Source organism: Streptomyces sp. NPDC052301 (assembly GCF_044593395.1).
In the GTDB taxonomy this organism is placed as follows: Bacteria; Actinomycetota; Actinomycetes; order Streptomycetales; family Streptomycetaceae; genus Streptomyces.
Map to the genome: position 1 here is coordinate 360437 of NZ_JBIUBE010000007.1, position 23012 is coordinate 383448.

General features: G+C 72.4%; 22 protein-coding genes. 10 read left to right on the forward strand and 12 right to left on the reverse strand.

The genetic code is table 11. The annotated features are described in order from the left end of the window. Positions 1-17 precede the first annotated feature (17 nt). Positions 18-938: a LysR family transcriptional regulator gene (locus tag ACIHEJ_RS22190; RefSeq protein ID WP_400138190.1), complete on the forward strand. Its 921-nt coding sequence runs from the start codon at positions 18-20 to the stop codon at positions 936-938. Here the strand turns inward: ACIHEJ_RS22190 and ACIHEJ_RS22195 are convergent. The 3 genes from ACIHEJ_RS22195 to ACIHEJ_RS22205 are packed head-to-tail and all read right to left on the reverse strand — an operon-like array spanning position 877 to position 3934. Beyond that, positions 877-1470, reverse strand: a complete 594-nt coding sequence (locus tag ACIHEJ_RS22195; RefSeq protein WP_400138191.1) for a TetR/AcrR family transcriptional regulator — start codon at positions 1468-1470, stop codon at positions 877-879. The two genes, ACIHEJ_RS22190 and ACIHEJ_RS22195, sit on opposite strands and share 62 nt — an antisense overlap. Before the next feature lie 26 nt (positions 1471-1496). Beyond that, a complete protein-coding gene (locus ACIHEJ_RS22200; protein ID WP_400138192.1) occupies positions 1497-3164 on the reverse strand; it encodes a class I adenylate-forming enzyme family protein in 1668 nt (555 codons plus the stop codon). Beyond that, positions 3161-3934 (reverse strand): SDR family oxidoreductase, encoded by a 774-nt coding sequence (locus ACIHEJ_RS22205; protein ID WP_400138193.1) that lies wholly within the window; start codon positions 3932-3934, stop codon positions 3161-3163. The genes ACIHEJ_RS22200 and ACIHEJ_RS22205 overlap by 4 nt, the downstream gene beginning before the upstream one ends. Positions 3935-4037: 103 nt before the next feature. Between ACIHEJ_RS22205 and ACIHEJ_RS22210 the strand changes: the two genes are divergently transcribed. Further along, complete coding sequence (locus ACIHEJ_RS22210) at positions 4038-5276, forward strand: exo-beta-N-acetylmuramidase NamZ domain-containing protein (protein WP_400138194.1); 1239 nt, start codon at positions 4038-4040, stop codon at positions 5274-5276. 83 nt (positions 5277-5359) lie between these two features. Then, positions 5360-6658, forward strand: coding sequence for a serine-threonine protein kinase (locus tag ACIHEJ_RS22215; RefSeq protein WP_400138195.1), 1299 nt, complete (start codon positions 5360-5362; stop codon positions 6656-6658). Between the two features lie 18 nt (positions 6659-6676). Here the strand turns inward: ACIHEJ_RS22215 and ACIHEJ_RS22220 are convergent, their stop codons facing one another. Next, positions 6677-9463 (reverse strand): penicillin acylase family protein, encoded by a 2787-nt coding sequence (locus ACIHEJ_RS22220; RefSeq protein ID WP_400138196.1) that lies wholly within the window; start codon positions 9461-9463, stop codon positions 6677-6679. A 207-nt stretch (positions 9464-9670) separates the two neighbouring features. Here ACIHEJ_RS22220 and ACIHEJ_RS22225 point away from each other — a divergent pair, with 207 nt between their 5' ends. Both ACIHEJ_RS22225 and ACIHEJ_RS22230 read left to right on the forward strand, forming a co-directional pair. Next, complete coding sequence (locus ACIHEJ_RS22225; protein WP_400138197.1) at positions 9671-10273, forward strand: hypothetical protein; 603 nt, start codon at positions 9671-9673, stop codon at positions 10271-10273. A 100-nt stretch (positions 10274-10373) separates the two neighbouring features. After that, positions 10374-11108 carry a 3-keto-5-aminohexanoate cleavage protein gene (locus tag ACIHEJ_RS22230; RefSeq protein ID WP_400138198.1) on the forward strand — a complete coding sequence of 245 codons (735 nt, stop codon included), beginning with the start codon at positions 10374-10376 and terminating at the stop codon, positions 11106-11108. On the opposite strand, the gene ACIHEJ_RS22235 is transcribed toward ACIHEJ_RS22230, so the two are convergent. Then, entirely contained in the window at positions 11054-11788 is a 735-nt protein-coding gene (locus tag ACIHEJ_RS22235) for a hypothetical protein (protein ID WP_400138199.1), read from the reverse strand. The genes ACIHEJ_RS22230 and ACIHEJ_RS22235 overlap by 55 nt on opposite strands. 148 nt (positions 11789-11936) lie before the next feature. On the opposite strand from ACIHEJ_RS22235, the gene ACIHEJ_RS22240 reads away from it, so the two are divergent. Next, positions 11937-13004 (forward strand): RNA ligase (ATP), encoded by a 1068-nt coding sequence (locus tag ACIHEJ_RS22240; RefSeq protein WP_400138200.1) that lies wholly within the window; start codon positions 11937-11939, stop codon positions 13002-13004. A 50-nt stretch (positions 13005-13054) separates the two neighbouring features. Here the strand turns inward: ACIHEJ_RS22240 and soxR are convergent, their stop codons facing one another. After that, entirely contained in the window at positions 13055-13513 is a 459-nt protein-coding gene (soxR, locus tag ACIHEJ_RS22245; protein WP_400138201.1) for a redox-sensitive transcriptional activator SoxR, read from the reverse strand. Positions 13514-13631: 118 nt separating this feature from the next. Here soxR and ACIHEJ_RS22250 point away from each other — a divergent pair, with 118 nt between their 5' ends. Next, complete coding sequence (locus tag ACIHEJ_RS22250; RefSeq protein WP_400138308.1) at positions 13632-14093, forward strand: MaoC family dehydratase; 462 nt, start codon at positions 13632-13634, stop codon at positions 14091-14093. A 33-nt stretch (positions 14094-14126) separates the two neighbouring features. Here ACIHEJ_RS22250 and ACIHEJ_RS22255 read toward each other — a convergent pair whose 3' ends face one another. The 3 genes from ACIHEJ_RS22255 to ACIHEJ_RS22265 form a co-directional block, all read right to left on the reverse strand. Next, positions 14127-14750: a TetR/AcrR family transcriptional regulator gene (locus ACIHEJ_RS22255; RefSeq protein WP_400138202.1), complete on the reverse strand. Its 624-nt coding sequence runs from the start codon at positions 14748-14750 to the stop codon at positions 14127-14129. A 73-nt stretch (positions 14751-14823) separates the two neighbouring features. Next, positions 14824-15111 (reverse strand): YiaA/YiaB family inner membrane protein, encoded by a 288-nt coding sequence (locus ACIHEJ_RS22260; protein ID WP_400138203.1) that lies wholly within the window; start codon positions 15109-15111, stop codon positions 14824-14826. A 59-nt stretch (positions 15112-15170) separates the two neighbouring features. Beyond that, entirely contained in the window at positions 15171-16322 is a 1152-nt protein-coding gene (locus ACIHEJ_RS22265; RefSeq protein ID WP_400138309.1) for an acyl-CoA dehydrogenase family protein, read from the reverse strand. Between the two features lie 89 nt (positions 16323-16411). Here ACIHEJ_RS22265 and ACIHEJ_RS22270 point away from each other — a divergent pair, with 89 nt between their 5' ends. The 3 genes from ACIHEJ_RS22270 (at position 16412) to ACIHEJ_RS22280 (ending at position 18925) form a co-directional block, all read left to right on the forward strand. Then, positions 16412-17053, forward strand: a complete 642-nt coding sequence (locus tag ACIHEJ_RS22270) for a TetR/AcrR family transcriptional regulator (RefSeq protein ID WP_400138204.1) — start codon at positions 16412-16414, stop codon at positions 17051-17053. Between the two features lie 86 nt (positions 17054-17139). After that, positions 17140-17850, forward strand: a complete 711-nt coding sequence (locus tag ACIHEJ_RS22275) for an ArsR/SmtB family transcription factor (RefSeq protein WP_400138205.1) — start codon at positions 17140-17142, stop codon at positions 17848-17850. 136 nt (positions 17851-17986) lie between these two features. Continuing rightward, entirely contained in the window at positions 17987-18925 is a 939-nt protein-coding gene (locus ACIHEJ_RS22280) for a DMT family transporter (protein WP_400138310.1), read from the forward strand. 12 nt (positions 18926-18937) lie between these two features. On the opposite strand, the gene ACIHEJ_RS22285 is transcribed toward ACIHEJ_RS22280, so the two are convergent. The 3 genes from ACIHEJ_RS22285 to ACIHEJ_RS22295 all read right to left on the reverse strand — a co-directional run bounded on the left by ACIHEJ_RS22285 (position 18938) and on the right by ACIHEJ_RS22295 (position 22871). After that, entirely contained in the window at positions 18938-20020 is a 1083-nt protein-coding gene (locus ACIHEJ_RS22285) for a Zn-dependent alcohol dehydrogenase (protein WP_400138206.1), read from the reverse strand. Between the two features lie 15 nt (positions 20021-20035). After that, on the reverse strand, positions 20036-21424 hold the full coding sequence (locus ACIHEJ_RS22290; RefSeq protein WP_400138207.1) for an aldehyde dehydrogenase family protein: 1389 nt from the start codon (positions 21422-21424) through the stop codon (positions 20036-20038). Positions 21425-21530: 106 nt separating this feature from the next. Beyond that, entirely contained in the window at positions 21531-22871 is a 1341-nt protein-coding gene (locus ACIHEJ_RS22295; RefSeq protein WP_400138208.1) for an ABC transporter ATP-binding protein, read from the reverse strand. Positions 22872-23012: the final 141 nt, after the last annotated feature.

Sequence of the window (23012 nt, forward strand, 5' to 3'; positions counted from 1 at the left end):
AACTCTAAAATGGATGGATGGAGATGCGTCAGCTGCGCCACTTCATGGCGGTGGTGACCGAGGGCAGCTTCACGGCCGCCGCCCGCGCCGAACTCATCGTCCAGTCGGCGCTCAGCACGTCCGTCAGGAACCTGGAACGGGAGCTGGGCGCCGACCTGTTCGACCGCACGGGCCGCCGGGCGGTGCTCACGGAGGCCGGCCGCGCCCTTCTCCCCCAGGCGCGTGCGCTGCTCGCCGGCGCGCAGGCCGCCCGGGACGCGGTGGCCGCCGTGGCGGGTCTTTCCACGGGGCGTGTGTCCATCGGCACCATCCAGACGCTGACCTGCGTCGACCTGCCCGCCGAACTGGCCGCCTTCCACCAGGAGCACCCCGGCATCCAGGTGTCCGTGCGGGACGCGACCGTCGGTGAGCTGACCGAGGCGCTGCGGGCCGGCGAACTGGACCTGGCCTTTCTCGCCCCGGACGCGCACGAGCTGCCCGAGGGGCTGCACCTGTACGCCGACTGGCACGAGGACCTGGTGCTGATCACCGCACCGGGGCATCCGCTGGCCGAGGCGGGTCGCACGCTCATCAGGGACCTCGCCGACGAGCCCTTCGTGGACTTCCGCGCCGGGACCGGCCTGGAGACCGCCGTGCGGCGCCTGGCGGCGCACTGCGGCCTGGAACGCCGTATCACCTGTGACGTCACCCAGATCGGGCTGCTGGTCGAGCTGGTGCGGGCCGGGATCGGGGTGGCCTTCGTGCCCCGGGCCATCGGAGAGCGGGCCGGGCTGCCCTGTGTGCGGATAAGGCAGCCGGAGCCCGGCCGCAGGGTCGTGCTCGCGGGACGCGGCGCACGGCCCCGTAATCCGGCGGCCGTGGCCCTCGTGCGTCACCTCACGGACGCAGCGCCCGCAGCAGCAGGTCGGCGAGCTGGTCGGCGACCTGCTGCGGGGTGAGGGGGCCGTCCGGGCGGTACCAGGTCGACAGGTGGTGGACCGAGCCGAAGTGGTAGTCCACGACCAGGTCGGCCGGGGTCGACGTGGAGAAGACCCCCGCCTGCTGGCCCTCCTCGATCAGCGCGCGGAAGCGCTCGTGGTAGCGCCGGCGCTCGGCGCGGACCTGCTTGTTCTTCTCCGGGCTCAGGTGGTGCATGGAGCGGAAGAAGATCGACGCGTCGTCGAGGTTCTCGATCGTCGTGACGACCACGTCCGCCGCCGCGCCCCTGAGCCGCTTCTCCACCGGCGCGTCCATGTCCGCGAAGTGGTCGAGCCGCTCCATCTGTACGCGCAGCACGCGCGCGTACACCTCGTGCAGGAGGTCGTCCTTGGAGCCGAAGTAGTGGTACAGCGCCCCCTTGGTGACGCCGGCCGCCTCCACGATCTCCTGCACCGAGGTGCGGTCGTAACCCTGCTCCGCGAAGAGCCGGGTGGCGGCGGCGAGGAGCCGCTGCGGAACAGGTGCTCCCTCGGTGTCCGTCGTCCTGGGCACTGCCGCCACCTGCCTTTCCGTGTTGTCTACTGGGTGTCGTGCGCGCGGGAACGCAGTTCCCGACGGAGGATCTTGCCACTCGCCGTCTTGGGCAGGTCGGGCAGGATCTCCACCTGACGCGGATATTTGTAGGCGGCCAGTCTCTCCTTGCAGTACACCGCGAGTTCGTCCGGGTCCGCCTCCGCGCCCGGACGCAGGCTGATGTAGGCCTTGACGGTCTCGCCACGGTAGCCGTCGGCGACACCCACCACGGCCGCCTCGCGCACCGCCGGGTGGGTGTACAGCACGTCCTCGACCTCACGGGGCCACACCTTGAACCCGGACGCGTTGATCATGTCCTTCTTGCGGTCGACGACGTACAGCCAGCCCCGCTCGTCCATGAAGCCGATGTCGCCGGTGCGCAGCTCCCCGTCCGGGAAGGTCTCGGCGGTGGCGTCGGGGCGCCGCCAGTAGCCCGGGATCACCTGTGGCCCGCGTACGACGATCTCGCCCTGCTCCCCGAACGGCACCTCCGCGCCCTGCTCGTCCACGATCCTGACGAGCGTGTCGGCGCCGGGCACGCCCACCGACAGCGTCCCGGAGACGGGGTCCACGGGGGCCTCCAGGGCGGGCGGGACGGCGGCGCACGGGCCGGAGCACTCGGTGAGGCCGTAACCGACGCGGATGTACGGCCCGAACAGTCCGCGGAACTTCTCCACCAGGGCGGGCGGCACGGGCGCGCCGCCGGAGGACAGGTTCACGAAGGAGGCGAAGTGTTCCCGGGTGGCGTCCGGGTGGGCGGCGAGCGCCATGTAGGCGGTGGACGGGCCCACCGTGTAGTGCGGGCGGTGCTCGGCGAAGGACTCCAGGACGAGTCCCGGTTCGAAGCGGTACGTGAGCACCAGGGTGCCCGCGCTGTTCAGGCAGGCGCCGAACTGGCAGACCATGCCGGTGATGTGGAACAGCGGTGCGAGCGCGTAGTAGACGGGCGCCTCGGGCAGTCCGAGCCCGGTCCGCTGCCGCTCGGCGTTGTACATGATGTTGCCGTGCGTGTTGGTGGCGCCCTTGGGGGTGCCGCTGGTGCCGGAGGTGTAGCTGATCAGCGCGATGTCGTCCGGTCGCGGGTCGCGCCCGCCGGGTGCCGTGCCGCCCTGTCGGGCGACGGCCACGAGGTCGTCGGCGTCCGGCGCCTGCGGCAGCCGCTCGAAGCCGAGCACGCGCGCGTCGTCGCGGGTCTGGAAGTCCCGCTCGCACGCGGTGAGGACGACCCGCACGGGCGAGTCGGCGGCCGTGGCCCGCAGATACGACTCCCACGCCCGGTCGGAGCAGACCAGCGCGGCCACCTCGCCGTCCCGCAGGACGTGCCCGACCTCGGCCGACTTGTACATGGGGTTGACCGGGACGACGGTCGCGCCGGCCTTCCAGGCACCGAGGACGGCGAGCGCGAAGTGCGGGGAGTTCTGCAGCAGCACGGCCACCCGGTCGCCGCGCTCCAGCCCGCGCGCGGCGAGGTGGGCGGCGACGGAGTCGCTCAGCTCGTCCACCTCGCGATAGCTCAGCCGGGCGTCGAAGTAGGCGAGGAAGGTGCGCTCGGGGGCCTCGGCGACGGCGGCCCGCAGGGCGTGCACGAGGGAGTCGGCGGGGGCGACCGGACCGCGCTGGACGTCGTCGAGGAGGGCCAGCCAGGGGCGGTCCGCGTACCGGAGGGTGCTCACCGGGCCTCCTCCCACTTGCGCTGGATGTGGTTCATGCCGGCCAGCCAGCGGTCGGGGCCGGCGGCCCGGGCCGCGTAGTACTCGGCGACCTCGGGGTGCGGCAGGACGAGGAAGCGGTCCTCCTCGATGCCCCGGAACAGGGCGTCGGCGACGGCCTCGGGCTCGATCGCGGTCGGATGGAGCACCAGGTCGCCGGCGCTGCCGGTCGCGGCCAGCATGTCCGTGCGGACGCCCTGCGGACAGATCGCGTGGACCTTCAGGCCCCGGTGGCGGTACGTCAGCGACAGCCACTCGGCGAAGGCCAGGGCACCGTGCTTGGTGACGCTGTAGGAGGGTGCGCCGATCATGGTGAGGAGCCCGGCGGCCGACACGGTGGACACGAACCGCCCGGCGCCCCGCTCCAGCCAGTGCGGCAGCAGCTCGTGGGCCGCGCGGACGTGCGCCATGACATTGACGTCCCAGGACACCGCCCAGGACCTCTCGTCGAGCGGGCCGCCCTCGCCCGAGTCCTCGAAGGCGACGCCGGCGTTGGCGCAGTACACGTCGACGGTGCCGCCGAGCGCGTCGCGGGCGTCGCCGACGATCGCGGACGCGTCGCCCGGCACGGCGATCCCGCCGATCTCCTCGGCCACCGCCTTGGCCTTCTCGCCGTCCAGGTCGTTCACCACGACCCGGGCCCCCTCCGCGGCGAACCGCCGGGCCAGCGCGGCCCCGATCCCGCCGCCGGCCCCGGTGACGACCACTCCCGCATCCTGCACGGCTTCCACCATCGGTCTCCTTCGACACGACTCGCGCGGCGCGCATCGGCTCTGACCGGACCAGACTAACCGGTCGGTATGTGTGAAGGAAGGCCCGTCGCACCAACCTCCAGCCATGGACCTGTCCCGACGGAACCTCCTCACCTCGGCAACGATGGCCGCCCTTCCGGCCGGCCCCGGACGCCCGGACACCCCCGCCCACCGTGAAGAGCTGCGCACCGGCTTCGAGAGACTCGCGGCCGACGGCTACTCCCTGCTGCAGGGACAACGCGTCGGCATCATCACCAACCCCACCGGCATCACCAGAGACGCCCGTCACATCGTCGACGTCATGCACGAGGACCCCCGGGTGAAGCTGACCGCGGTCTTCGGCCCCGAACACGGCTTCAGGGGCACCGCACAGGCCGGCGGCTCGGAGGGCCGCTACGACGACCCGGCGACGGGCCTGCCGGTCTACGACACCTACCTCAAGAGCGGCAAGCCGCTCGCCGACATCTTCACCGCCTCCGGCGTCGACACGGTCGTCTTCGACATCCAGGACGTGGGCGCCCGCTTCTACACGTACATCTGGACGCTCTACGACTGCATGGAGGCCGCGCGGCTCGCGGGCCGGCGCTTCGTCGTCCTGGACCGCCCGAACCCGGTGACCGGGCGGGCGGCCCAGGGTCCGGTGCTGCACGAGGAGTTCGCCACGTTCGTCGGCCGGCAACCGATCGCGCAGGCGCACGGCATGACCGTCGCGGAGCTGGCGGAGCTGTTCGACGGGGAGTTCCTGAACAAGTCGGTCGCGCCGGCCACCGTCCTGATGACCGGGTGGAAGCGGTCGGACTGGTACGACGGCGCCGGGCTGCCCTGGGTGCCGCCGAGCCCGAACATGCCGACCCCGGACACGGCGCTGGTGTACTCCGGCACCTGCATGTTCGAGGGCACCAACGTCTCCGAGGGGCGCGGCACGACCCGGCCCTTCGAGCTGCTCGGCGCGGACGGGATCGACGGGCGGTGGGCCGCCGCCGTGAACGCGCTCGGACTGCCGGGCGTGCGGTTCCGGGAGGCGTACTTCACGCCGACGTTCTCCAAGTTCCAGGGCAAGACGGTCGGCGGGGTGCAGATCCATGTGACCGACCGGGGGGCCTACGACCCCGTACGCACCGGGATCGCACTGCTGGTGACCGCGAAGCAGGTGTGGGACGGGTTCGCGTGGCGGCCGGACAACTGGATCGACAAGCTCACCGGCTCCGACCGGGTCCGCACGATGATCGACGCGGGCGCGGCCACGGACGAGGTGGTCGGGGCCTGGCAGGAGGAGCTGGAGGCGTTCCGGCGCACCCGAAAGGGCTATCTCCGGTACGGGTGAGGCGCGGTCTATGGCCAACTTCGCCCCGCCGCAGGACGATGCGCCCGTAACGCATCGTTTCAGGCGGGACGAGGGAGCCTGGCATGGCGGATCCTGGGATGAGCGTGACTCCCTACTGGGAGCTGACCTTCGACGCGGACGGGGACGTGGACGGCCCCGAACGCGACCGGCTGCTGGCGCAGGTCACGGAGCACGGCGTCCGTGACCTGATCGTCTTCGCCCACGGCTGGAACAACGACCGCTCCGGCGCGACCGCGCTCTACCGCCGGTTCTTCGCACCGATCCCCCGGCTGGCGCCGAAGGCCCGCCTCGGGTACGTGGGTGTGATCTGGCCGTCGATGCGGTTCAGCGACGAGCCGATCCCCGACTTCCCGAAGTCCGTGGCGGCCGTGGAGGCGGAGGCGGTGCCGCGCCCGGCGCTGGACAAGGACACCCGGCGCGCGCTGCTGGAGGCGTTCCCGGGCCGCGCGCCCGTGATCGACCAGCTGGCCCGGATGCTGGACGAACGCCCCACCGGCGAGCAGGGGTTGACGGAGTTCGGGCGGCTGGTGCGGCTGCTGGCGGACGGGGAGCGCCCCGGCATGGGCGACACCGGTGAGGACGGCGAGCCGGCCGTCCTCACCGGGGACCCGGCGAACGCGTGCGACGAGTTCGCCGAGGCGCTCGCCGCGGTGGGGTCCCCGGGCGCACCGGCCGGGTTCGGCATCCCGAACCCCTGGGACGGTGCCAAGGAGCTGCTGCGGCAGGCGACGTACTACGCGATGAAGCGGCGCGCCGGGACGGTCGGCGAGCACGGACTCGGGCCGCTGCTCGGGCAGTTGGCCCAGGCGGCGCCCGGGGTGCGGGTGCATCTGGCCGGGCACAGCTTCGGCGGGCGGCTGGTGGCGTTCGCACTGCTCGGACTGACGGACGGGGTGCGTACGGTGAAGTCGGTGACCCTCCTCCAGGGCGCCTTCTCGCACTACGCGTTCGCGGACCGGCTGCCGCAGGACGCCCACAGGGCCGGTGCGCTCAAGGACCGCCAGGGGCGGATCGACGGGCCGCTGGTGTGCTGCCATTCGCACTTCGACTCGGCGCTCGGCACGTTCTATCCGCTCGCCTCCCGGCTGGCCGGGGACGACCGGTCGTGCGCGGGCGGCGAGATCGCGGCGGTGCTGGGTCCGCGGTGGGGCGCCATGGGCCACGACGGGGTGCAGGCGGTGCCGGACACCGCCCGCCTCGACCTCGCGGCGGCGCTGGGCGGGGCGCTGCCGGCGTCGGGGTGCGTGAACGTGGACGCGGCGGCCGTCGTCCGGCGGGGCGGCCCGCCGGCCGGGGCGCACAGCGACATCCTGCACCCCGAGCTGGCGCGGGTGGTCCTGGCGGCGGGCCGTATCGCCTGACCCGCCGCCGGGGTCACCTCAGCGGTGTGACGTGTACTCCACGACCTGCTGGAAGGTCGGCCGGTTCTGCCAGCTGATCTTGCCGTGCTTGATGCCGCCCAGGGTGCGCTGGACGATCGAGTCGGCGCACCACTGGTCGCCGGCCGAGCACTGGTCGTCGCCCGGGTAGACCTGGACGGCGGTGGCGCCGGCCGCCTGCTTCAGGGTGCTGATCAGGGTGTCACGGCAGGCGCCGAGGCTGCCGCCGCCGCAGTACTCGTGCGCCAGGCCGCCCTGCACGGACTCGCCCAGCACCGCCCGGATGTCCTTGTCGACATAGCTCCACCAGCCGTACTGGAAGGAGCTTCCGGCGTGCGAGCCGGTCGGGCCGTGCCCGGCGGACGGTGCCTCGTCCACGGGGATGCCGTTGGTGATCGCGGTGTACAGGTCGCTGCCGAGGCCCGGTTCGAACTCCGCCTTGACCAGCAGCGGCCACCAGGCGTCCAGGATGCGGATCGCGTCGGCGTTCGCGTAGGCCTTCGAACCGGCGGAGGTCTCGGTGCGCTTGGCGCCCGCCGTCACCCAGGCCTGCAGCTTGCCCACCGCGTCGGCGGCCGTGGAGTCGGTCACCGGCGAGGAGTTGATCACCTTGAGCAGCTTCGGCAGCACGTCCTCGGCGCGCAGGTCGGCGAGGGCCGCGTCCGCCATGGCCTGGACGAGCTTCGTACGGGTCACCCCGCCGGCGGCGACCAGTTTCTTCACCCGGTCGTCGAGCAGGTTGCCGCGGTGCACGGAGCCGTCGCCCCAGGACGCGGTCGTGTAGTCCTTGGCCTGCTTGTTGTTCCAGGAGATGTAGTAGTCCTGGTCGACGGAATTGGGGTGGGCGGAGGCCGGGGTGTAGTCGGCGGTGTTGCCGGCCGGGTCCCAGTTCCGCCACTCGTACGCGGGCTGCGCCCAGACCGGGAACTCGGCGTCGACACCGGAGGCGCGGACCGGGTTGTCACCGCTGTTGTAGTACGCGGTGTGCTGGGAGTCGGCGTAGAACCAGTTGAAGGTGTAGTTGATGTGCTGCGCAGCGCTCTGGAAGTCCTGGGGTCCCTTGACGTAGCCGGGGTCGTTCAGCATCTGGAAGCCGATGATCGAGTCGGCCTCGTGCAGGTACGACGACCGCAGGCTGGTGTAGGCGACCTTCTTGCCGCCGACGGTCGCCCGGTACTCCACCGGCCCGTACTTCGTCCGCCACACCCGCATCGTGTACGACCCCGCGGGCGTGCCGTCCGCCGTCGTCGGCGACCAGGAGTTCTTCTGCTCGAGCTTGTCCATGGCCGTGCAGGTGCCGTGGTACAGGTAGTGGTAGTCGTCCTGGCACAGCTCGACGGCGTAGGTGTCGATGATGTCCTGGCCGGAAGTGGTCGCGCTCCAGGAGTAGTCCTGGCCGCGGCCCAGTTCGACGTACATGCTCAGACCCGCGAAGGAGGCGCCTCGGGCGCTGATGCCCGGGCCCTGGATCTCCTGGAGCATCAGCAGCTGTGGGGCGAAGTAGCCCGTCTGCGGCCCGAAGACGGCGATCGGGTGGCCGCTCGCCGTGTGCTTGCCGCTCACCACGAGGGCGTTGGACATGCCGCGCCTGGCGGAGCCCAGTGCGCTCCTGGCGGCGCTGCCGGAGGCGTTCTTCGCCACCGAGCCGCCGGCGCTGCCGGTGCGGTCGTAGACGAGCGGTTCCTCGGTCACCGAGCCGGCGTCGGGCAGGGCCTCGCCCTTGGCGTCGGCGGGCTTGGTGGCGTACGGGAAGCTCTCGCCGCCGTGGACGGTGAGGGCGGCCTCGGGGTCGTTGCGCTCGCGGAAGGACTCCCAGACCTTGGTGCCCTCCTCGACGCCGTACTTGGCCTGGGCGGCGATCAGGGAGAGGGCGTTGTTGACCTCGCCGCCCCCGCCGGAGCCGAACAGGGAGCCGATGACGGAGGCCAGCGCCACGAGGTCGGTGACCTTGAAGTGCTGGATGGTGCCGGCGTTGGTGATCGGGTCCTTGTGGCCGGTCAGGTCGTACTCGCCGGGGAAGTAACGGCCGCTGTCGGAGGCGTCGATGTAGGCGTTGACTCCGTCGAGGTAGGCGTTGACGTCGTCGAGGGCCTGCCGGCCGCGCGCCCCGTTCTTGGCGACGGCGTTGTCGATCTGCGCCTGGAGGTCGGCCTCGGTGTACGGCGCGCTGCGGTAGAACTGCTGCTCCAGGCCCTGGTTGGCGGCGGCGCCGCCGGCGAAGGAGGTCAGCTGGCCGCGGCCGACGTGCCGGAAGACGTCCATCAGCCAGAGGCGGTCCTCGGCCGCCGCGAATCCGGCGCCGTACTCGGTGCCGTACCGGGTGGTGCCCGTGATGTGCGGCACACCGCTCTTCTTGTCCCGGACGATCGTCACGTCACCGCGCCCGCCCGGCTTCTCGGTGGAGGCGACCTGGTCGGACGGGACGCCGAACGAGGCGTCGTTGAAGAAGGAGTTGATCGTCGCGTCGGTCAGGCCCGAGTAGCCCTTGGCCAGGTTGGCGTAGGGGCCGAGCTGGTCCTCGGCGTGCGAGGGCTGGGTGCCGAAGGCCTGGTTGAGCAGGATCTGGGCGAGCGTCGCGTTGCCGTTCTCACCGGGCGGCAGGATGTCCGAGCACTGCCCGCCGCAGTAGTCGTTCGAGGCGGTGGCCTGGGCGGCGGACGCCGTCTGGGTGAGCGGGGAGAGAAGTCCGGCGACGAGGACGCATATCGACGCCGTCTTCAGGAACCCGGGAAAGCGGCGGGACGTTCTCAGTCTGTCAAGGGCGGTACGTGGGGTTCGCCGTGGCATGGCAGCTCCTAGCGACAGGGGTGGGCGCACGTTACCGCCGGTATCCCCGAGTTTGAAGATGAACATGCGTCACTTTTCGGAGTCCGCAGGAAGAGCCTCGAGAAGAGATGGAGCCAAATCGCCTGTCGATACGTCTATTCGGCGACGCCCGTGCAAGACGCCGAAGTGACCGAAGTACAGGTGCAGGTGTGACGGAGGTGCAGGACGATGGCCGGTTTCCGGAGTCTGGCGAGACAGGTACGCGATCCGGGCTGTGATCTGGCGCTGCGGCGGTACTCACTGCGCAAGTGCCTTGAGAAGTTCGCTCCTTACGGGCATCGGGCGACCTGGGACCACCTGTGTTCCCGGGCGGGCTTCGGCCCGGAGGACCGCTCCCCCGACCCGGCGCGGCTCGTGGCCGCGCTGGAGGAGCTGGAGGAGGCCCGTTCCGTCTGGCTGGCCTACGAGACCGATTTCACCGAGCGGCGCAGGAAGGAGAAGCACGACGGGCTGCGCCGCCCCGGCAGCGTGGACGACTGGCACCGGCTCACCTGGGGCGGGTTCGGGGTCGCCTGGTGCGACGACCCGCGCATCCACCCCGACGGGCCGCTGGCCGACGTGCTGCGCCGGCTGATCGCCGCGCTGGAGCGCGAGCCGGGCTCGTGCTGCCCGGTGTGCGGCGGGGAACGGCTGCTCTGGAAGTACGGACTGGACCACGCACCGTCGTCCGGCCCGGTCTGCACGGACTGCGGGATCCTCGTGCCCCGCCCCGTGCTCTCCCCGCGGGCTCTGCAGTACGCCCGGCGGGGACAGCTGTTGATGTCTGCCTGACCGCCGCGGTGCAACGGGGGGTTCCACCGGGGCGTTTCACCGGGGGTGCGCAGGGGATGCCGTGCCCCCGCTCATGATTGGTGCCTGGCACCATCGGGTCATGGTGCAGGTGCAGGTGTGTCTCAACGGACGCCGTTCGGCCGCCGAGAGTGCGGCGGTGCCGCTGTCCCCGCAGGAACTGGCCCGCTCCGCGGCGGAGGCCGTCGAGACCGGAGCCACGTCGGTCCATGTCCACCCCAGGTCGCCGTGCGGGCATGACAGCCTCTCCCCGCGCGTGCTCGCGCCGACACTGGAGGCGATCCGGGCGCGGGTGCCGGTGCCGGTCGGGGTGACGACGGGCGCCTGGGCGGAGCCCGATCCGGCGGCCCGCCTCGCCCGGGTGCGCAGTTGGTCGGCGCTGCCCGACTTCGCCTCCGTCAACTGGCATGAGCGGGGCGCCGAGGAGGTCGCCGCCGCGCTGCTCGACCGTGGCGTGGGCGTGGAGGCGGGCATCTGGTCCGGCACCGACGGCGCAGCCCGGTTCGCCGCATCGCCGCTGGCGCCGCGGGTGCTGCGGGTGCTGGCGGAGGTGACCGACCCGGACCCGGCGACCGCCGAGGCCTCGGCGCGGGCCCTGCTGACCGAGCTGGGCACCGCCCACGGCCGGCCGGTGCTGCTGCACGGCGAGGAGGGCGGCACCTGGCCGGTGCTGCGGCTGGCCGGCCGGCTGGGCCTCGCCACCCGGATCGGCCTGGAGGACACGCTGCTCCTGCCGGACGGCGGACGGGCCGCGTCCAACGCTCAGTTGGTGGCGGAGGGGCTGGCCCAGTACCGGTCGTTCCAGCGCTCGTCGTAGGGCAGCCCCACCAGCTCGGCGCGTTTCGCGAGGTCCGTCTCGCCCCGGTCCCGCAGGCGGCCGGCCGCGTGCCGGGCGAGCCAGCACTGGAGCTCGGCGATTGCGGCGGCCTCGTCGTCCGGGTCCCACCAGCGGAACGGCCACTGGTCCCCGACCAGGTCGTACAGCCAGGTGTCCGCACAGCCGACCAGATGGGTGTCGGCGACGGGACCCGGCTCCCACCGGTCGAGCAGCGGAGTCATCGTGCGCAGGATCTTGGCGCAGACCTCGAAGACGTCCTCGACCGGGTACGGCGGCTCGGGAACCGTGAGCACCTCCTGCCACCACACGAGGACGAACGCCTCCAGGGCCGAGACCTGTTCGGCGGACCAGGAGCGCCGCTCCGCCCCGCTCAGGGCTTGTGTCTCCCAGCCGAGGCCGTCCAGGGTGCCGTCGGCCATCGCCCGTGCCGCGTCCGGCAGCAGGCGCCGCATGGCGGCGGCCTGGTCGTCGAAGTGGTCGGACACCTCGCAGAGGTACATCTTCACCACGTCCAGGGGCACGCGCACGGACGGCGTGCGCAGATAGGCGGTCTCCTCGGGGAGGTGACAGCGGCCGCAGCCGGTCTCGCCGGGGCTCGTGCACCCGTCGAAGGCGGTGTCGATGTCCGCGAGCGCGGCGGTGAGGGCGGGCGTACGCATGGGAGTGGATCCCCGTCCGGTACTCCGTGCACGGCGTCGCCGCCGGCCGAAGAGGGTGACGCTACCAGCCTCAAATCCCCTCGCTCCAGCCGGTTTCCGTCCGGACAGTGGAGGCGATGAAACCGAACCGATGAACACGGGGAGTCCCATGTCCACGCTGCGGGTCACCGCCGAAGTGCTGACCGTCCACGAGCATCCGAACGCCGACGCGCTCGAGCTGGCCCAGGTGGGCCTGTACCGGGCCGTCGTCGCCAAGGGCGCGTACCGCACCGGTGAGGCCGCCCTCTACATCCCCGAGCAGGCCGTGCTCCCGCACGCCCTGATCGAGGAGCTGGGTCTGACCGGGCGGCTCGCGGGCGGCGAGGCCAACCGGGTCAAGGCCGTACGGCTGCGCGGGGAGCTGTCGCAGGGCATCGTGTGCCGGCCGAAGGCGCTGGCCGACGTCGACCTGGCCCGCGCGGCGGCCGAGGGCGCGGACTTCGCCGAGCGGCTGGGCATCGTCAAGTGGGTGCCGCCGGTCCCGCCGACGATGAACGGCGAGGTGGAGTCCGCTCCCGATCTGCTGCCCTGGGTCGACATCGAGAACATCCAGCGCTACCCGGACATCTTCACGCCGGGCGAGCCGGTCGTCCTCACGGAGAAGCTGCACGGTTCGGCGTGCCTGCTGACGTACGTCGCCGGCGAGGGGCGGGTGCACGTCTCCTCCAAGGGCTTCGGCGCCAAGTCCCTGGCGCTGCGCGAGGATCCACGGAACCTGTACTGGCGGGCGGTGCGTGGACACGGGGTCGCGGAGGTGGCCGCCCGGCTGGCCGAGCGGCTCGGAGCGCGCCGGGTCGGCGTCTTCGGTGAGGTGTACGGCGCGGGCGTGCAGGACCTGACGTACGGGGCCGACGGACGGCGGGAGACGCTGGGGTACGCGGCGTTCGACGTCTCGGCGGAGATCGACGGCACCGTGCGCTGGCTCGACGCGGCGGAGCTGCTGGAGGGGGAGCTGCCGGTGGTGCCCCGGCTGTACGCGGGGCCGTACGACATCGAGCGGGTGCGGGAGTTCGCGAGCGGACGCGAGACGGTGTCCGGGCGGGGGCTGCATCTGCGCGAGGGTGTGGTGATACGGCCCGCGGCGGAGCGGTACAGCACGGTGACCGGGGGGCGTGCCATCGCCAAGGCGGTCAGTCCGGCGTATCTGACGCGCAAGGGTGGCACGGAGTACGAGTGAGGGGCCGTCGGCGGAGGGGGGCCTCGGCGCCCCTCCTCAGGGCAGGAGTTTCAGGGCCCCTCCGCCAGAAGTCTCGACCCCGTCAGCCGTTCGCCGAACACGTCGTCGGGGTTGGACAGGACGCAGTTCTCCAGCGACAGGCACCCGCACCCGATGCAGTCGGTCAGGTGATCGCGCAGCCGGTTCAGCTGCTTGATGCGTTCATCGAGCTCCGACCGCCACTTCTCCGACAGCCGGGCCCAGTCCTCCCGCGTGGGGGTCCGTTCCTCGGGGAGCTCCGCCAGCGCGTCCCTGATCGTGGCCAGCGGAATGCCGACCCGCTGGGCCGCGCGGACGAAGGCGACCCGGCGCAGGGTGTCACGGCTGTAGCGGCGCTGATTGCCGGACGTGCGGCGGCTGCTGATCAGGCCCTTGGACTCGTAGAAGTGCAGGGCGGACACGGCGGCGCCGCTGCGCGCGGACAGCTGTCCGACGGTCAGCTCGTGGATCTTCTCGGGAATCTGCGGCACTCCTGAGAGCCTAGCGGTCCGGTACCGACCGGGATCCGTTGACAGGCGCCCCGGACGCGACCATGCTAAGCAGTTGCTTAGAGACGTGAGCGAGACGCGCGAGCGAGAGGCCGGGAACATGGCAGAACCGAGGACCTTCACCTCCCCCGACGAGCTGAAGGCGGCCGTGGGCGAGCAGCTGGGTTACAGCGACTGGCTGGAGGTCGACCAGAAGCGGATCGATCTGTTCGCCGAGGCGACCGGGGATCACCAGTGGATCCACGTGGACCCGGAGAAGGCCGCCGCGGGGCCGTTCGGGACGACGATCGCGCACGGCTATCTCACGCTCTCGCTGCTCCCGGTCTTCGGACCGCAGCTGATCAGCGTCGAGGGCGTGAAGATGGGCGTCAACTACGGCACGAACAAGGTCCGCTTCCCCGCCCCGGTCCCCGTCGGCTCCCGACTGCGCGCCACCGCGAAGATCACCGGTGTCGAGGACGTCGCCGGCGGCGTCCAGGTGACGGTCGCCTTCACCGTGGAGCGCGAGGGCGGCGACAAGCCGGTGTGCGTCGCGGAGTCGGTGTCCCGGTACTACCTGTAGCGGCCCCGGTGGCCCCAGGGGCCGCGGCCGGGGCTACTTCGCCCCGACCATCCGCAGCACGAGGTCGGCGTAGAGCGCGCCGACCTCCTCGGGGGTGCGCGGGCCGTTCACGGTGAACCAGCGGGCCACGTCGATGCACAGAGACAGGATGGCGAGCGTGGTGCCCTGGACGTCGAGCACGTCGAACTCGCCCGCGGCCACCCCGTCCTCGACGATCCCGCGCACCTCCGCGTCGACCTGGCGGCGCAGCGCGACGATCTCGGCGCGGGCCTCGGGGCCGAGCGCGTCGAGCTCGTACTGCACGACCCGCGCGGTGGTGCGCCGCCCGGCGTGCCAGCGGACGAAGGAGCCGACCGCGTCGGCGAGCCGCTCGGCCGCGGTGCCCTCGCGCTGCGCCGCCGTGCGCAGGATGTCCAGGGCCTTGTCGTGACCGATGCGGCTGATCCGGTGGAGCAGCTCTTCCTTGGTCTTGTAGTGGATGTAGAGCGCGGCCGGGCTCATGCCGGCGCGGCCCGCGATGTCGCGGGTCGTCGTCGCGTGGTAGCCGCGCTCGGCGAAGGCCTCCACGGCGGCGACGAGCAGCCGCCGTGCCGCGTCAGGGGTGACCTCTTCCCACGGCTCCACTTCGCCGCCGGTCGTCTCCTCCGCCGTACTCATCGCTCGCTCGCCCCTCTCGATGACAGGAGCACCACCATACCGCCGACGGTGAGCGGGCGCTTAGTGCAGCCGGTCAGAGCTTTTCGAAGGGATCGTGTTCGGCCAGCAGCTTCTCCAGCCGGGCCTGGTCGACGCGGCTGACGATCCGGCCGGCCTCCTGCCGGTCCCGGATCACCTTGGCGAGGGTGAAGGCGGAGGTGACCAGGTACAGGACGGCGATGCCGAGGAAGCCGCGCACCCAGGCGCCGGCGTCCAGCCGGAGGATGCCGGAGGCGGTCGCCAGGAGGGCGACGGAGAACGAAGCGACGGCCTGACCGTAGAAGGCGGCCGTGCTCTGCTGCTTGACCGGTGTGTCACTCATGCTCCGAGCATCGGCGGACGTGGCCGCGGCCACATCCGCACACCTACTCAGACCGCTACTCAGAAGGCCGAAACCCCCGTCAGGGAACGGCCGATGAGCAGCTTCTGGATCTGGCTGGTGCCCTCGTAGAGGGTCATCACGCGGGCGTCCCGCAGGAGCTTGCCGGCCGGGTACTCGTCGATGTAGCCGTAGCCGCCGAAGACCTGCAGGGCGTTGTTGGCGGCGCGGACGGCGGCTTCGGAGGCGAACAGCTTGGCCTTGGAGGACTCGACGGCGAACGGCTGCCCGCGGTCGATGAGGTCGGCGACCCGCCAGGTGAGCAGCCGGGCGGCGTCCACGTCGACGGCGATGTCGCTGATCAGCTCCTGCACCAGCTGGTGGCCGGCGATGGGCTTGCCGAACTGCTCACGCTCGCCGGCGTACCCGACGGCCGCGTCCAGCGCGGCCTGGGCTATGCCCACACAGCCCGCGGCCACCGACATCCGCCCCTTGGCGAGCGCGGACATGGCGACCGAGAAGCCCTTGCCCTCCTCTCCCAGCATCGCCGAGGCGGGCACGCGGACATCCTCCAGCACCAGCTCGGCGGTGGCCTGGCCGCGCAGGCCGAGCTTGCCGTGGACGGCCCGGCGGGCCAGGCCGGGGGTGTCGGCGGGCACGAGGAAGGCGCTGACGCCCTTGTGGCCGGGGGCGTCGGTGGAGCGGGCGAAGAGGAGGACGACATCGGCCCAGGTGCCGTTGGTGATGAACATCTTGCTGCCGTTGATCACGAAGTCGTCGCCGTCGCGTACGGCGCGGGTGGTGAGGTTGCCCGCGTCGGAGCCGGTGCCGGGCTCGGTGAGGCCGAAGCAGCCCACGTGGTCGCCCGCGGTCAGTCCCGGCAGCCAGCGCCGCTTCTGCTCCTCGGTCCCCCAGGCGGCGATCGTCTTGGCGACGAGCCCGAGGGAGACGGAGACGATGCCGCGGACCGACGAGTCCCCGCGGCCCAGTTCCTCGGTGACCAGGCAGTACGCGAGGTGGTCGCCGCCCGAGCCGCCGTACTCCTCGTCGACGGTCAGCCCGAGGAAGCCGACCTCGCCGAGCTTCTTCACGATGCCCCGGTCGACCTCCTCGGCCCGGTCCCAGGCGACCGTGTGGGGGGCGATCTCGCGCTCCACGAAGTCCCGGGCGAGCTGCCGTACGGCGGTCTGCTCCTCACTGAGCCCCAGATGCACCACGCGATCACCCACACCCGATAGATCTTGAAAGCCGTACATTTAAATTAGCACTGCTAGTTTCCAGTCGCAGCCCTACTATGTGCGCCATGGCCCGACCGCGCAAGCCCCTCCTCAGCACCGACCGGATCGTCGAGACGGCCCGCGACCTCGTGGACCGGGAGGGCCTGGCGGCCGTCTCCACCCGCCGGCTCGCCGCCGAGCTGGGGGTGAGCGGGCCCTCGCTCTACAACCATTTCGCCACCAAGGACGAGATCCTGGAGGCGGTCGCGGACTCGGTGAGCGGGCTGGTCGACCTGTCGATGTTCGAGGACGGCCGCGACTGGCGCACCGCGCTGCACGACTGGGCGGTCTCCTACCGGGCCGCCCTGCGCGACCACCCGAACATCGTCCCGGTCCTCGCGCGCGGCCCGGGCCGGCGCCCCGCCGCGCTGCGGCTGGCGGACGCGGTGTACGGCGCGATGGTCGACGCGGGCTGGCCGCCGGCGCAGGCGACCTCCATCGGCGCGCTGATGCGGTACTTCATCATGGGCTCCGCCCTCGGCTCGTTCGCCGGGGGTTTCGTGGACGACGCGAGCGCGTACGACCCCGCCGACTACCCCCACCTGGGCCAGGCGCACCTGCTCGCCGAGCAGCAGGAGAAGATCGACGAGCGGGCCTTCGAGGCGGGGCTGTCGGCGCTGCTGGACGGACTGGCGCAGCAGTACGAGCAGGTGCGGCAGATCGTGTAGGGAAGGCCGGCGGCGTGCGGGGAAGGGTCGGGGCGTGCCGGGACGGTTCGGCGGGTGCCGAAGTGTCGGTGCCGCATGCTGGGTGCATGACCACCAAGGACCCCCGGGCGGCCGGGCTCGCCGCACTGGCCGCACTGGTGGCCGACGAGACCCGGGCCGCGTGTCTGCTGGCGCTGCTCGACGGGCGTGCCTGGACGGCCGGTGAGCTGGCCCGGCACGCCGGGGTCGCCGCGTCCACGCTGAGCGAGCACCTGGGGAAGCTGGTGGCCGGCGGCCTGCTCGACGAGGAGCGGCAGGGGCGGCACCGGTACGTACGGCTCGCCGACGCGCGCGTGGCGGGGCTGGTGGAGGAACTGGCCGCCCAGGTGCCTCCGGCGGAGGTACGGCCACGCTCGCTGCGGGCGTCGAGCGCCGGGGCCGCGATGGCACGGGGACGCACGTGCTACGACCATCTCGCGGGGCGGCTCGGTGTCGCGGTCACCGACGCGCTGACCCTCCGGGGGCTGCTGCGGCAGGACACCGGGTTCGCGCTGACGGACGCGGGGGTGGAGTGGTTCGGCGCGGCCGGGATCGCCCTCGACCTGTCGAACCGGCGGCGCCCGCCGGCCCGCGCGTGCCTCGACTGGACCGAGCGGCGGCCCCACCTGGCGGGGGCGGCGGGGGCCGCGCTGTGCCGGCACGTGCTGGAGGCGGGGTGGTGCGTGCGGGTGGGCTCCGCCCGGGCCGTGAAAGTGACTCCGTCGGGGGAGCGGGAGTTGTCGGCGCTGCTGGGCATTTCGCCGGGCGAGCTGTGCTGAGTGCGGCTGCCGGGGCGGGCTGTGCGTTGGTTCGCCGGGTGCGGGTCCGTCGTGATTGCTCGCGCCCACGCGTGGCTGCGTCCCGTCCGAATTCCGCCGGTCCGGAACCCGGCCGGTCTCCAACCTCGGGAGAATGATGAACGCCGACCGTGGTCGCGCCCGGCTGCTGCCCGCCTGTGCGGCGATCGTGACCGTCGTCCTGTGGGCGTCGGCCTTCGTGGCGATCCGCAGTGCGGGGCAGGAGTACTCCCCCGGCGCGCTGGCCCTGGGCCGGCTGGCGTCGGGCGCGGTCGCTCTGGGACTCATCTGGGGCGTACGCGGAAAAGGGCTGCCCCCGAGAGCCGCCTGGCGCGGGATCCTGCTGTCCGGGCTGCTGTGGTTCGGCTTCTACATGGTCGTCCTGAACTGGGGCGAGCAGCAGGTGGACGCCGGTACCGCGGCCCTCGTCGTGAACGTCGGCCCGCTGCTGATCGCCCTGCTGGGCGCCCGGCTGCTCGGTGATCCGATGCCGCCCAGGCTCCTGGCCGGGATGGCGGTGTCGTTCGCGGGCGCGGTGACCGTGGGGCTGTCGATGTCGGGCGGCGGCGGGTCCTCGGTGCTGGGTGTGGTGCTGTGCCTGCTCGCCGCGATGGCGTACGCCGCGGGTGTCGTCACGCAGAAGCCGGCCCTGGGACATGCGAGCGCCCTGCAGGTGACGACGTTCGGGTGTCTGGTCGGGACGGTGGCGTGCCTGCCGTTCGCCGGGCAGTTGGCGCACCAGGCCGCGCACGCGCCCGTGTCGGCCACCCTCGGCATGGTCTACCTGGGCGTCTTTCCGACCGCGCTCGCCTTCACCACCTGGGCGTACGCCCTCGCCCGCACCACCGCCAGCCGGATGGGCGCGACGACGTACGCGGTGCCGGCGCTGGTCGTGCTGATGTCGTGGCTGATGCTCGGTGAGGTGCCGGGCGCGCTCACGCTCGTGGGCGGTGTGCTGTGCCTCGCCGGTGTGGCGGTGTCCCGGTCCCGGGCGCGCGCCGGCCGTACGGCCCGGGTCGCGGCCGGACAGGAGCCGCGACCCGAGAAGGTGCCCTGAGGCTCCCGCGCCTCAGAACACCACCAGCGCCCGGCCGCCCTTGCCCGCGAGCATGTTCTCGAAGGCGGCCGGGATGCCTTCGAGGGCGATCCGCTCGGTGACCAGCGCGGAGAGGTCAAGGCGGCCCTCCCGCACGTGCGCGGCGAGCACCGGCAGGTCGCGGGCCGGGTCGGTGTTGCCGTACACACAGCCGGACAGGGTGCGGCCCCAGTGGAAGATCTCCAGGGCGTTGAAGGTGACCTCCTGGTCCTTGCCGCCGATGCCGACGACCGTCGTACGGCCGCCCCGGCGGGTGGAGTCCCAGGCCGCGCGGATGCTGACCGCGCGGCCGACACACTCCACGGCGACGTCGACGCCCTGCTTGCCGGTGAGGGCGCGGATCTCGCGGGAGGTCGTGTCGGAGGCGACGACGTAGTCCGTGGCACCGGCCGCGCGGGCCAGCTCCTCCTTCTCCGGGGAGACGTCGACGGCGATGATCCGGGACGCGCCCGCGATGCGGGCCGACTGGAGGGTGGCGAGGCCGACCCCGCCGACTCCGAACACGGCGACGGTCTCGCCGGGGCGGACCTGCGCCGAATGGTGGACGGCGCCGTAGCCGGTGAGGACGGCGCAGCCGAGGAGGGCGGCGTCCACCAGCGGCACCCCGTCCGGCAGGGGCAGCACGCAGGACGCGGAGACCACCGTCTCCTCGGCGAAGGCGGCCACGTTCAGACCGGGGTGCAGGTCGGTGCCGTCGACGGTGCGGGCGTAGACGTCGGCGGCTCCGTTCAGGGCGTTGGCGCACAGCCAGACCTCGCCGAGCGTGCAGGCGTGGCAACTGCCGCAGGAGGGAGCCCAGTTGAGAACCACGGAGGCGCCGGGCGAGACGTGGGTGACGCCCTCCCCGACCGCCACGACCGTGCCGGCGCCCTCGTGGCCGAGGACCGCCGGGGCGGGCACGCGCATGGTGCCGTTGGACAGGGACAGGTCGGAGTGGCAGACGCCGGCGGCGGCGAGGCGGACCCGGACCTGCCCGGGGCCCGGGTCGGGCAGCTCGACGGCGGTGATCTCCAGCGGGGCGCCGATGGCGGGCAGGACAGCGGCTCGTACGGCCATGACTCGCGAACTTCCTTAGAACTGGAGGGACTTGGTCTGCAGGTACTCGGCGAGTCCGTGGGCGCCGAGTTCCCGGCCGACCCCGGACTGCTTGTAGCCGCCGAAGGGGGCCAGGGGGTTGAACCGGCCGCCGTTGATGTCGACCTGGCCGGTGTCCATACGGCGGGCGAAGGCGACGGCCTCGGCCTCGTCACCGGCCCAGACGGCACCGGCGAGGCCGTACACCGTGCCGTTGGCGATGCGCAGGGCGTCCTCCTCGTCCTCGTAGCGGAGGACGGTGAGGACCGGGCCGAAGATCTCCTCCTGGGCGACGGTCATGTCGGGGGTGACGTCGGCGAAGACGGTCGGGCTGACGAAGTAGCCCTTCTCGCGCGGGCTGTCGGGGCCGCCCGCGACCAGGCGGGCGCCCTCGGCGATGCCCTGCTCGATGTAACCGCGCACCCGGGCCTGCTGCCTGGCGTTGACGACCGGGCCGATGCGGTCGCCGTACTTGGCGGCCGCGCCGGCCGCCAGCTCGACGGCCTCGTCGTACCGGTCACGGTGGACCAGCATGCGGGTCCAGGCGCTGCACGTCTGGCCGGAGTTGGACATCACGTTGGCGACACCGACGTTCACCGCCTTGGCGAGGTCGGCGCTCGGCAGGATGACGTTGGCGGACTTGCCGCCGAGTTCGAGGGCCACCTTCTTGACGGCAGCGCCCGCCGCCGCGCCGATCTTCCTGCCGACCGCGGTGGAGCCGGTGAAGGAGACCAGGTCCACGCCCGGGTGTTCGGCGAGCGCCTGGCCCGCGACCGGTCCGAGCCCGGTGACCAGGTTGAAGACACCGGCGGGTACGCCCGCCTCGTGCACGGCCTCGGCGAAGAGCTGTGCGGTGAGCGGGGTGTCCTCGGCGGGCTTGAGGACGATCGTGCAGCCCGCGGCGAGGGCCGGGGCGACCTTGGCGACGATCTGGTGCAGGGGGTAGTTCCAGGGGGTGATCGCGCCGACCACGCCGATCGGCTCGTGCAGGACGGTGGAGTTGCCGACCTTCTCCTCGAACGGGTGGCCGACGGCCAGCTCGGCGTAGGAGCCGGCGACCGCGATCGGCACGCCCGCGTGCACCATCTGCGAGAACTGCAGCGGGGAGCCCAGCTCGGCGGTGACCGTCTCGGCGATCTCGTCCTTGCGCGCCACCAGGGCGTCCCGGAGGGCGGAGAGGCGTGCGGCGCGCTCGGCCGGCGCTGTGGCCGCCCAGCCGGGGAGGGCGGCGCGGGCCGCGCGGACGGCGGTGTCGACGTCCAGCGCGGACCCTGCCGGCACCCGGCCGATGACCTGCTCGTCGGCCGGGTTCACGACCTCGATCACGTCCCTGCCCTCGGCGGGGCGCCATGCGCCGTCGATGTACAGGCCGTCGTGTGCCTTCATGCTGCTTCCTCCCGGCGGGTCCGCGTGGTCCGGCACACAAACTAGCGGCGATAGTTTTTACGCGCCAGACGCACTCGGGACTCATCATCGCCGGGCGGGCGGCCGCTCACTCCTCCAGGTCGGGCAGCCGGTCGGGGGACGGGCAGATGCGGTCGCCGTGCTGGTCGAAGACGAAGAGGTGGGCGAGGTCGACGAGGAGCGGGACCTGCATGCCGCGGTGCAGCCGGATGTCCGGGGTGGTGCGGACCACCAGGTCGCCGGGGAGGCGGCCCTCCGTGGGGGCGGGTTCCGGCTCGGCGTCGTCGGGGTGTTCGAGCACCACCACCGGACCGGCGCGCAGCGACCCCGCCCGCTCCCGGAGCCGGTCCAGCACGCCCAGACTCTCCCTGCGCCGGCGGCGCGCGGGCCGGGCGGCCGGGCGCGGAGCCTCGAGTTCGGGTACGACGGCGGGGCTGGAGCCGGTGTCGAAGTGGACGAGGACCTCGTGCCCCTGGAACTCCACGTGCTCGACCAGCCCGGTGAGCGGCACCTCGCCGGGCCGGGCGGAGCCGTGCCGGGCAATGCGGACGGCCTCCGAGCGCAGCCCGACGATGACCTCACGGCCCTGCTGCACCCGCAGCAACTGGTGGTCCAGGGACAGCGGTTCGGGCAGGCGCAGGTACTGCTTGCCCAGGCTGACGGTCATGGCGCCGTCCAGCGGGGCGCGGACCAGGCCGCGCAGCAGGTTGATGCGCGGGATGCCGATGAAGGCGGCGACGAAGACGTTGCGGGGCAGCGCGTAGACCTCGCGCGGGGTGCCGACCTGCTGGAGGACCCCGCCGCGCAGCACGGCGACCCGGTCGCCGAGGGACATCGCCTCGGCCTGGTCGTGGGTGACGTAGACCGTCGTGACCGCCAGCTCGCGGGTCAGCCGGGATATCTCGGTGCGCAGGTGGTTGCGGAGCTTGGCGTCCAGGTTGGACAGCGGCTCGTCCATCAGGAAGGCGGAGGGGTGGCGGGAGATGGCCCGGCCCATGGCGACCCGCTGCCGCTCACCGCCGGAGAGCTGGCCGGGGAAGCGGTCGAGGAGGTCCTCGATGCCGAGCATGCGGGCGGTGGCCGTGACGCGCGGGGAGGGGTCGGTGCCGGGAGCCTCGATGCGCAGCGGGAAGCCGATGTTGTCGCGGCTGGTCATGTTCGGGTAGAGGGCGAAGTTCTGGAAGACTATGGCCATGCCGCGCTCGGAGGGCTGCCAGTGGTTGGCGTGCTCGCCGTCGAGCAGCAGCACGCCCTCGTCGATGTCCTCCAGGCCGGCGATCATCCGCAGCACGGTGGACTTGCCACAGCCGGACGGGCCGAGCAGGACCAGGAACTCGCCGGGCGTGATGTCCAGCGAGAGCCGGTCCACCACGCGCGGGCCGCGTGCGTAGGACTTGCTCACGTCGTGCAGAGAGATGGCGCGTGTCATGGCTGCCGCCCCCGGGGGCTGTCCGGAGCGCCGCTGCTCCGTGTCCGAAGGCCCCGTGCGGGTCGTACGGGGCTTGTGAGTCACGGAAGTTAACGGAATGTGCCCGGCCGGGGGAAGACACGGCACGTCATGCTCCGCTCC

Excerpts from the sequence above, each read along its gene's own strand:
- ACIHEJ_RS22190 (WP_400138190.1), top strand. The coding sequence starts at position 18 with ATGGAGATGCGTCAGCTGCGCCACTTCATGGCGGTGGTGACCGAGGGC.
- ACIHEJ_RS22205 (WP_400138193.1), bottom strand. The coding sequence starts at position 3,934 with ATGGTGGAAGCCGTGCAGGATGCGGGAGTGGTCGTCACCGGGGCCGGC.
- ACIHEJ_RS22210 (WP_400138194.1), top strand. The coding sequence starts at position 4,038 with ATGGACCTGTCCCGACGGAACCTCCTCACCTCGGCAACGATGGCCGCC.
- ACIHEJ_RS22215 (WP_400138195.1), top strand. The coding sequence starts at position 5,360 with ATGGCGGATCCTGGGATGAGCGTGACTCCCTACTGGGAGCTGACCTTC.
- ACIHEJ_RS22220 (WP_400138196.1), bottom strand. The coding sequence starts at position 9,463 with ATGCCACGGCGAACCCCACGTACCGCCCTTGACAGACTGAGAACGTCC.
- ACIHEJ_RS22225 (WP_400138197.1), top strand. The coding sequence starts at position 9,671 with ATGGCCGGTTTCCGGAGTCTGGCGAGACAGGTACGCGATCCGGGCTGT.
- ACIHEJ_RS22230 (WP_400138198.1), top strand. The coding sequence starts at position 10,374 with ATGGTGCAGGTGCAGGTGTGTCTCAACGGACGCCGTTCGGCCGCCGAG.
- ACIHEJ_RS22235 (WP_400138199.1), bottom strand. The coding sequence starts at position 11,788 with ATGCGTACGCCCGCCCTCACCGCCGCGCTCGCGGACATCGACACCGCC.
- ACIHEJ_RS22240 (WP_400138200.1), top strand. The coding sequence starts at position 11,937 with ATGTCCACGCTGCGGGTCACCGCCGAAGTGCTGACCGTCCACGAGCAT.
- ACIHEJ_RS22250 (WP_400138308.1), top strand. The coding sequence starts at position 13,632 with ATGGCAGAACCGAGGACCTTCACCTCCCCCGACGAGCTGAAGGCGGCC.
- ACIHEJ_RS22255 (WP_400138202.1), bottom strand. The coding sequence starts at position 14,750 with ATGAGTACGGCGGAGGAGACGACCGGCGGCGAAGTGGAGCCGTGGGAA.
- ACIHEJ_RS22260 (WP_400138203.1), bottom strand. The coding sequence starts at position 15,111 with ATGAGTGACACACCGGTCAAGCAGCAGAGCACGGCCGCCTTCTACGGT.
- ACIHEJ_RS22270 (WP_400138204.1), top strand. The coding sequence starts at position 16,412 with ATGGCCCGACCGCGCAAGCCCCTCCTCAGCACCGACCGGATCGTCGAG.
- ACIHEJ_RS22275 (WP_400138205.1), top strand. The coding sequence starts at position 17,140 with ATGACCACCAAGGACCCCCGGGCGGCCGGGCTCGCCGCACTGGCCGCA.
- ACIHEJ_RS22280 (WP_400138310.1), top strand. The coding sequence starts at position 17,987 with ATGAACGCCGACCGTGGTCGCGCCCGGCTGCTGCCCGCCTGTGCGGCG.
- ACIHEJ_RS22285 (WP_400138206.1), bottom strand. The coding sequence starts at position 20,020 with ATGGCCGTACGAGCCGCTGTCCTGCCCGCCATCGGCGCCCCGCTGGAG.
- ACIHEJ_RS22290 (WP_400138207.1), bottom strand. The coding sequence starts at position 21,424 with ATGAAGGCACACGACGGCCTGTACATCGACGGCGCATGGCGCCCCGCC.
- ACIHEJ_RS22295 (WP_400138208.1), bottom strand. The coding sequence starts at position 22,871 with ATGACACGCGCCATCTCTCTGCACGACGTGAGCAAGTCCTACGCACGC.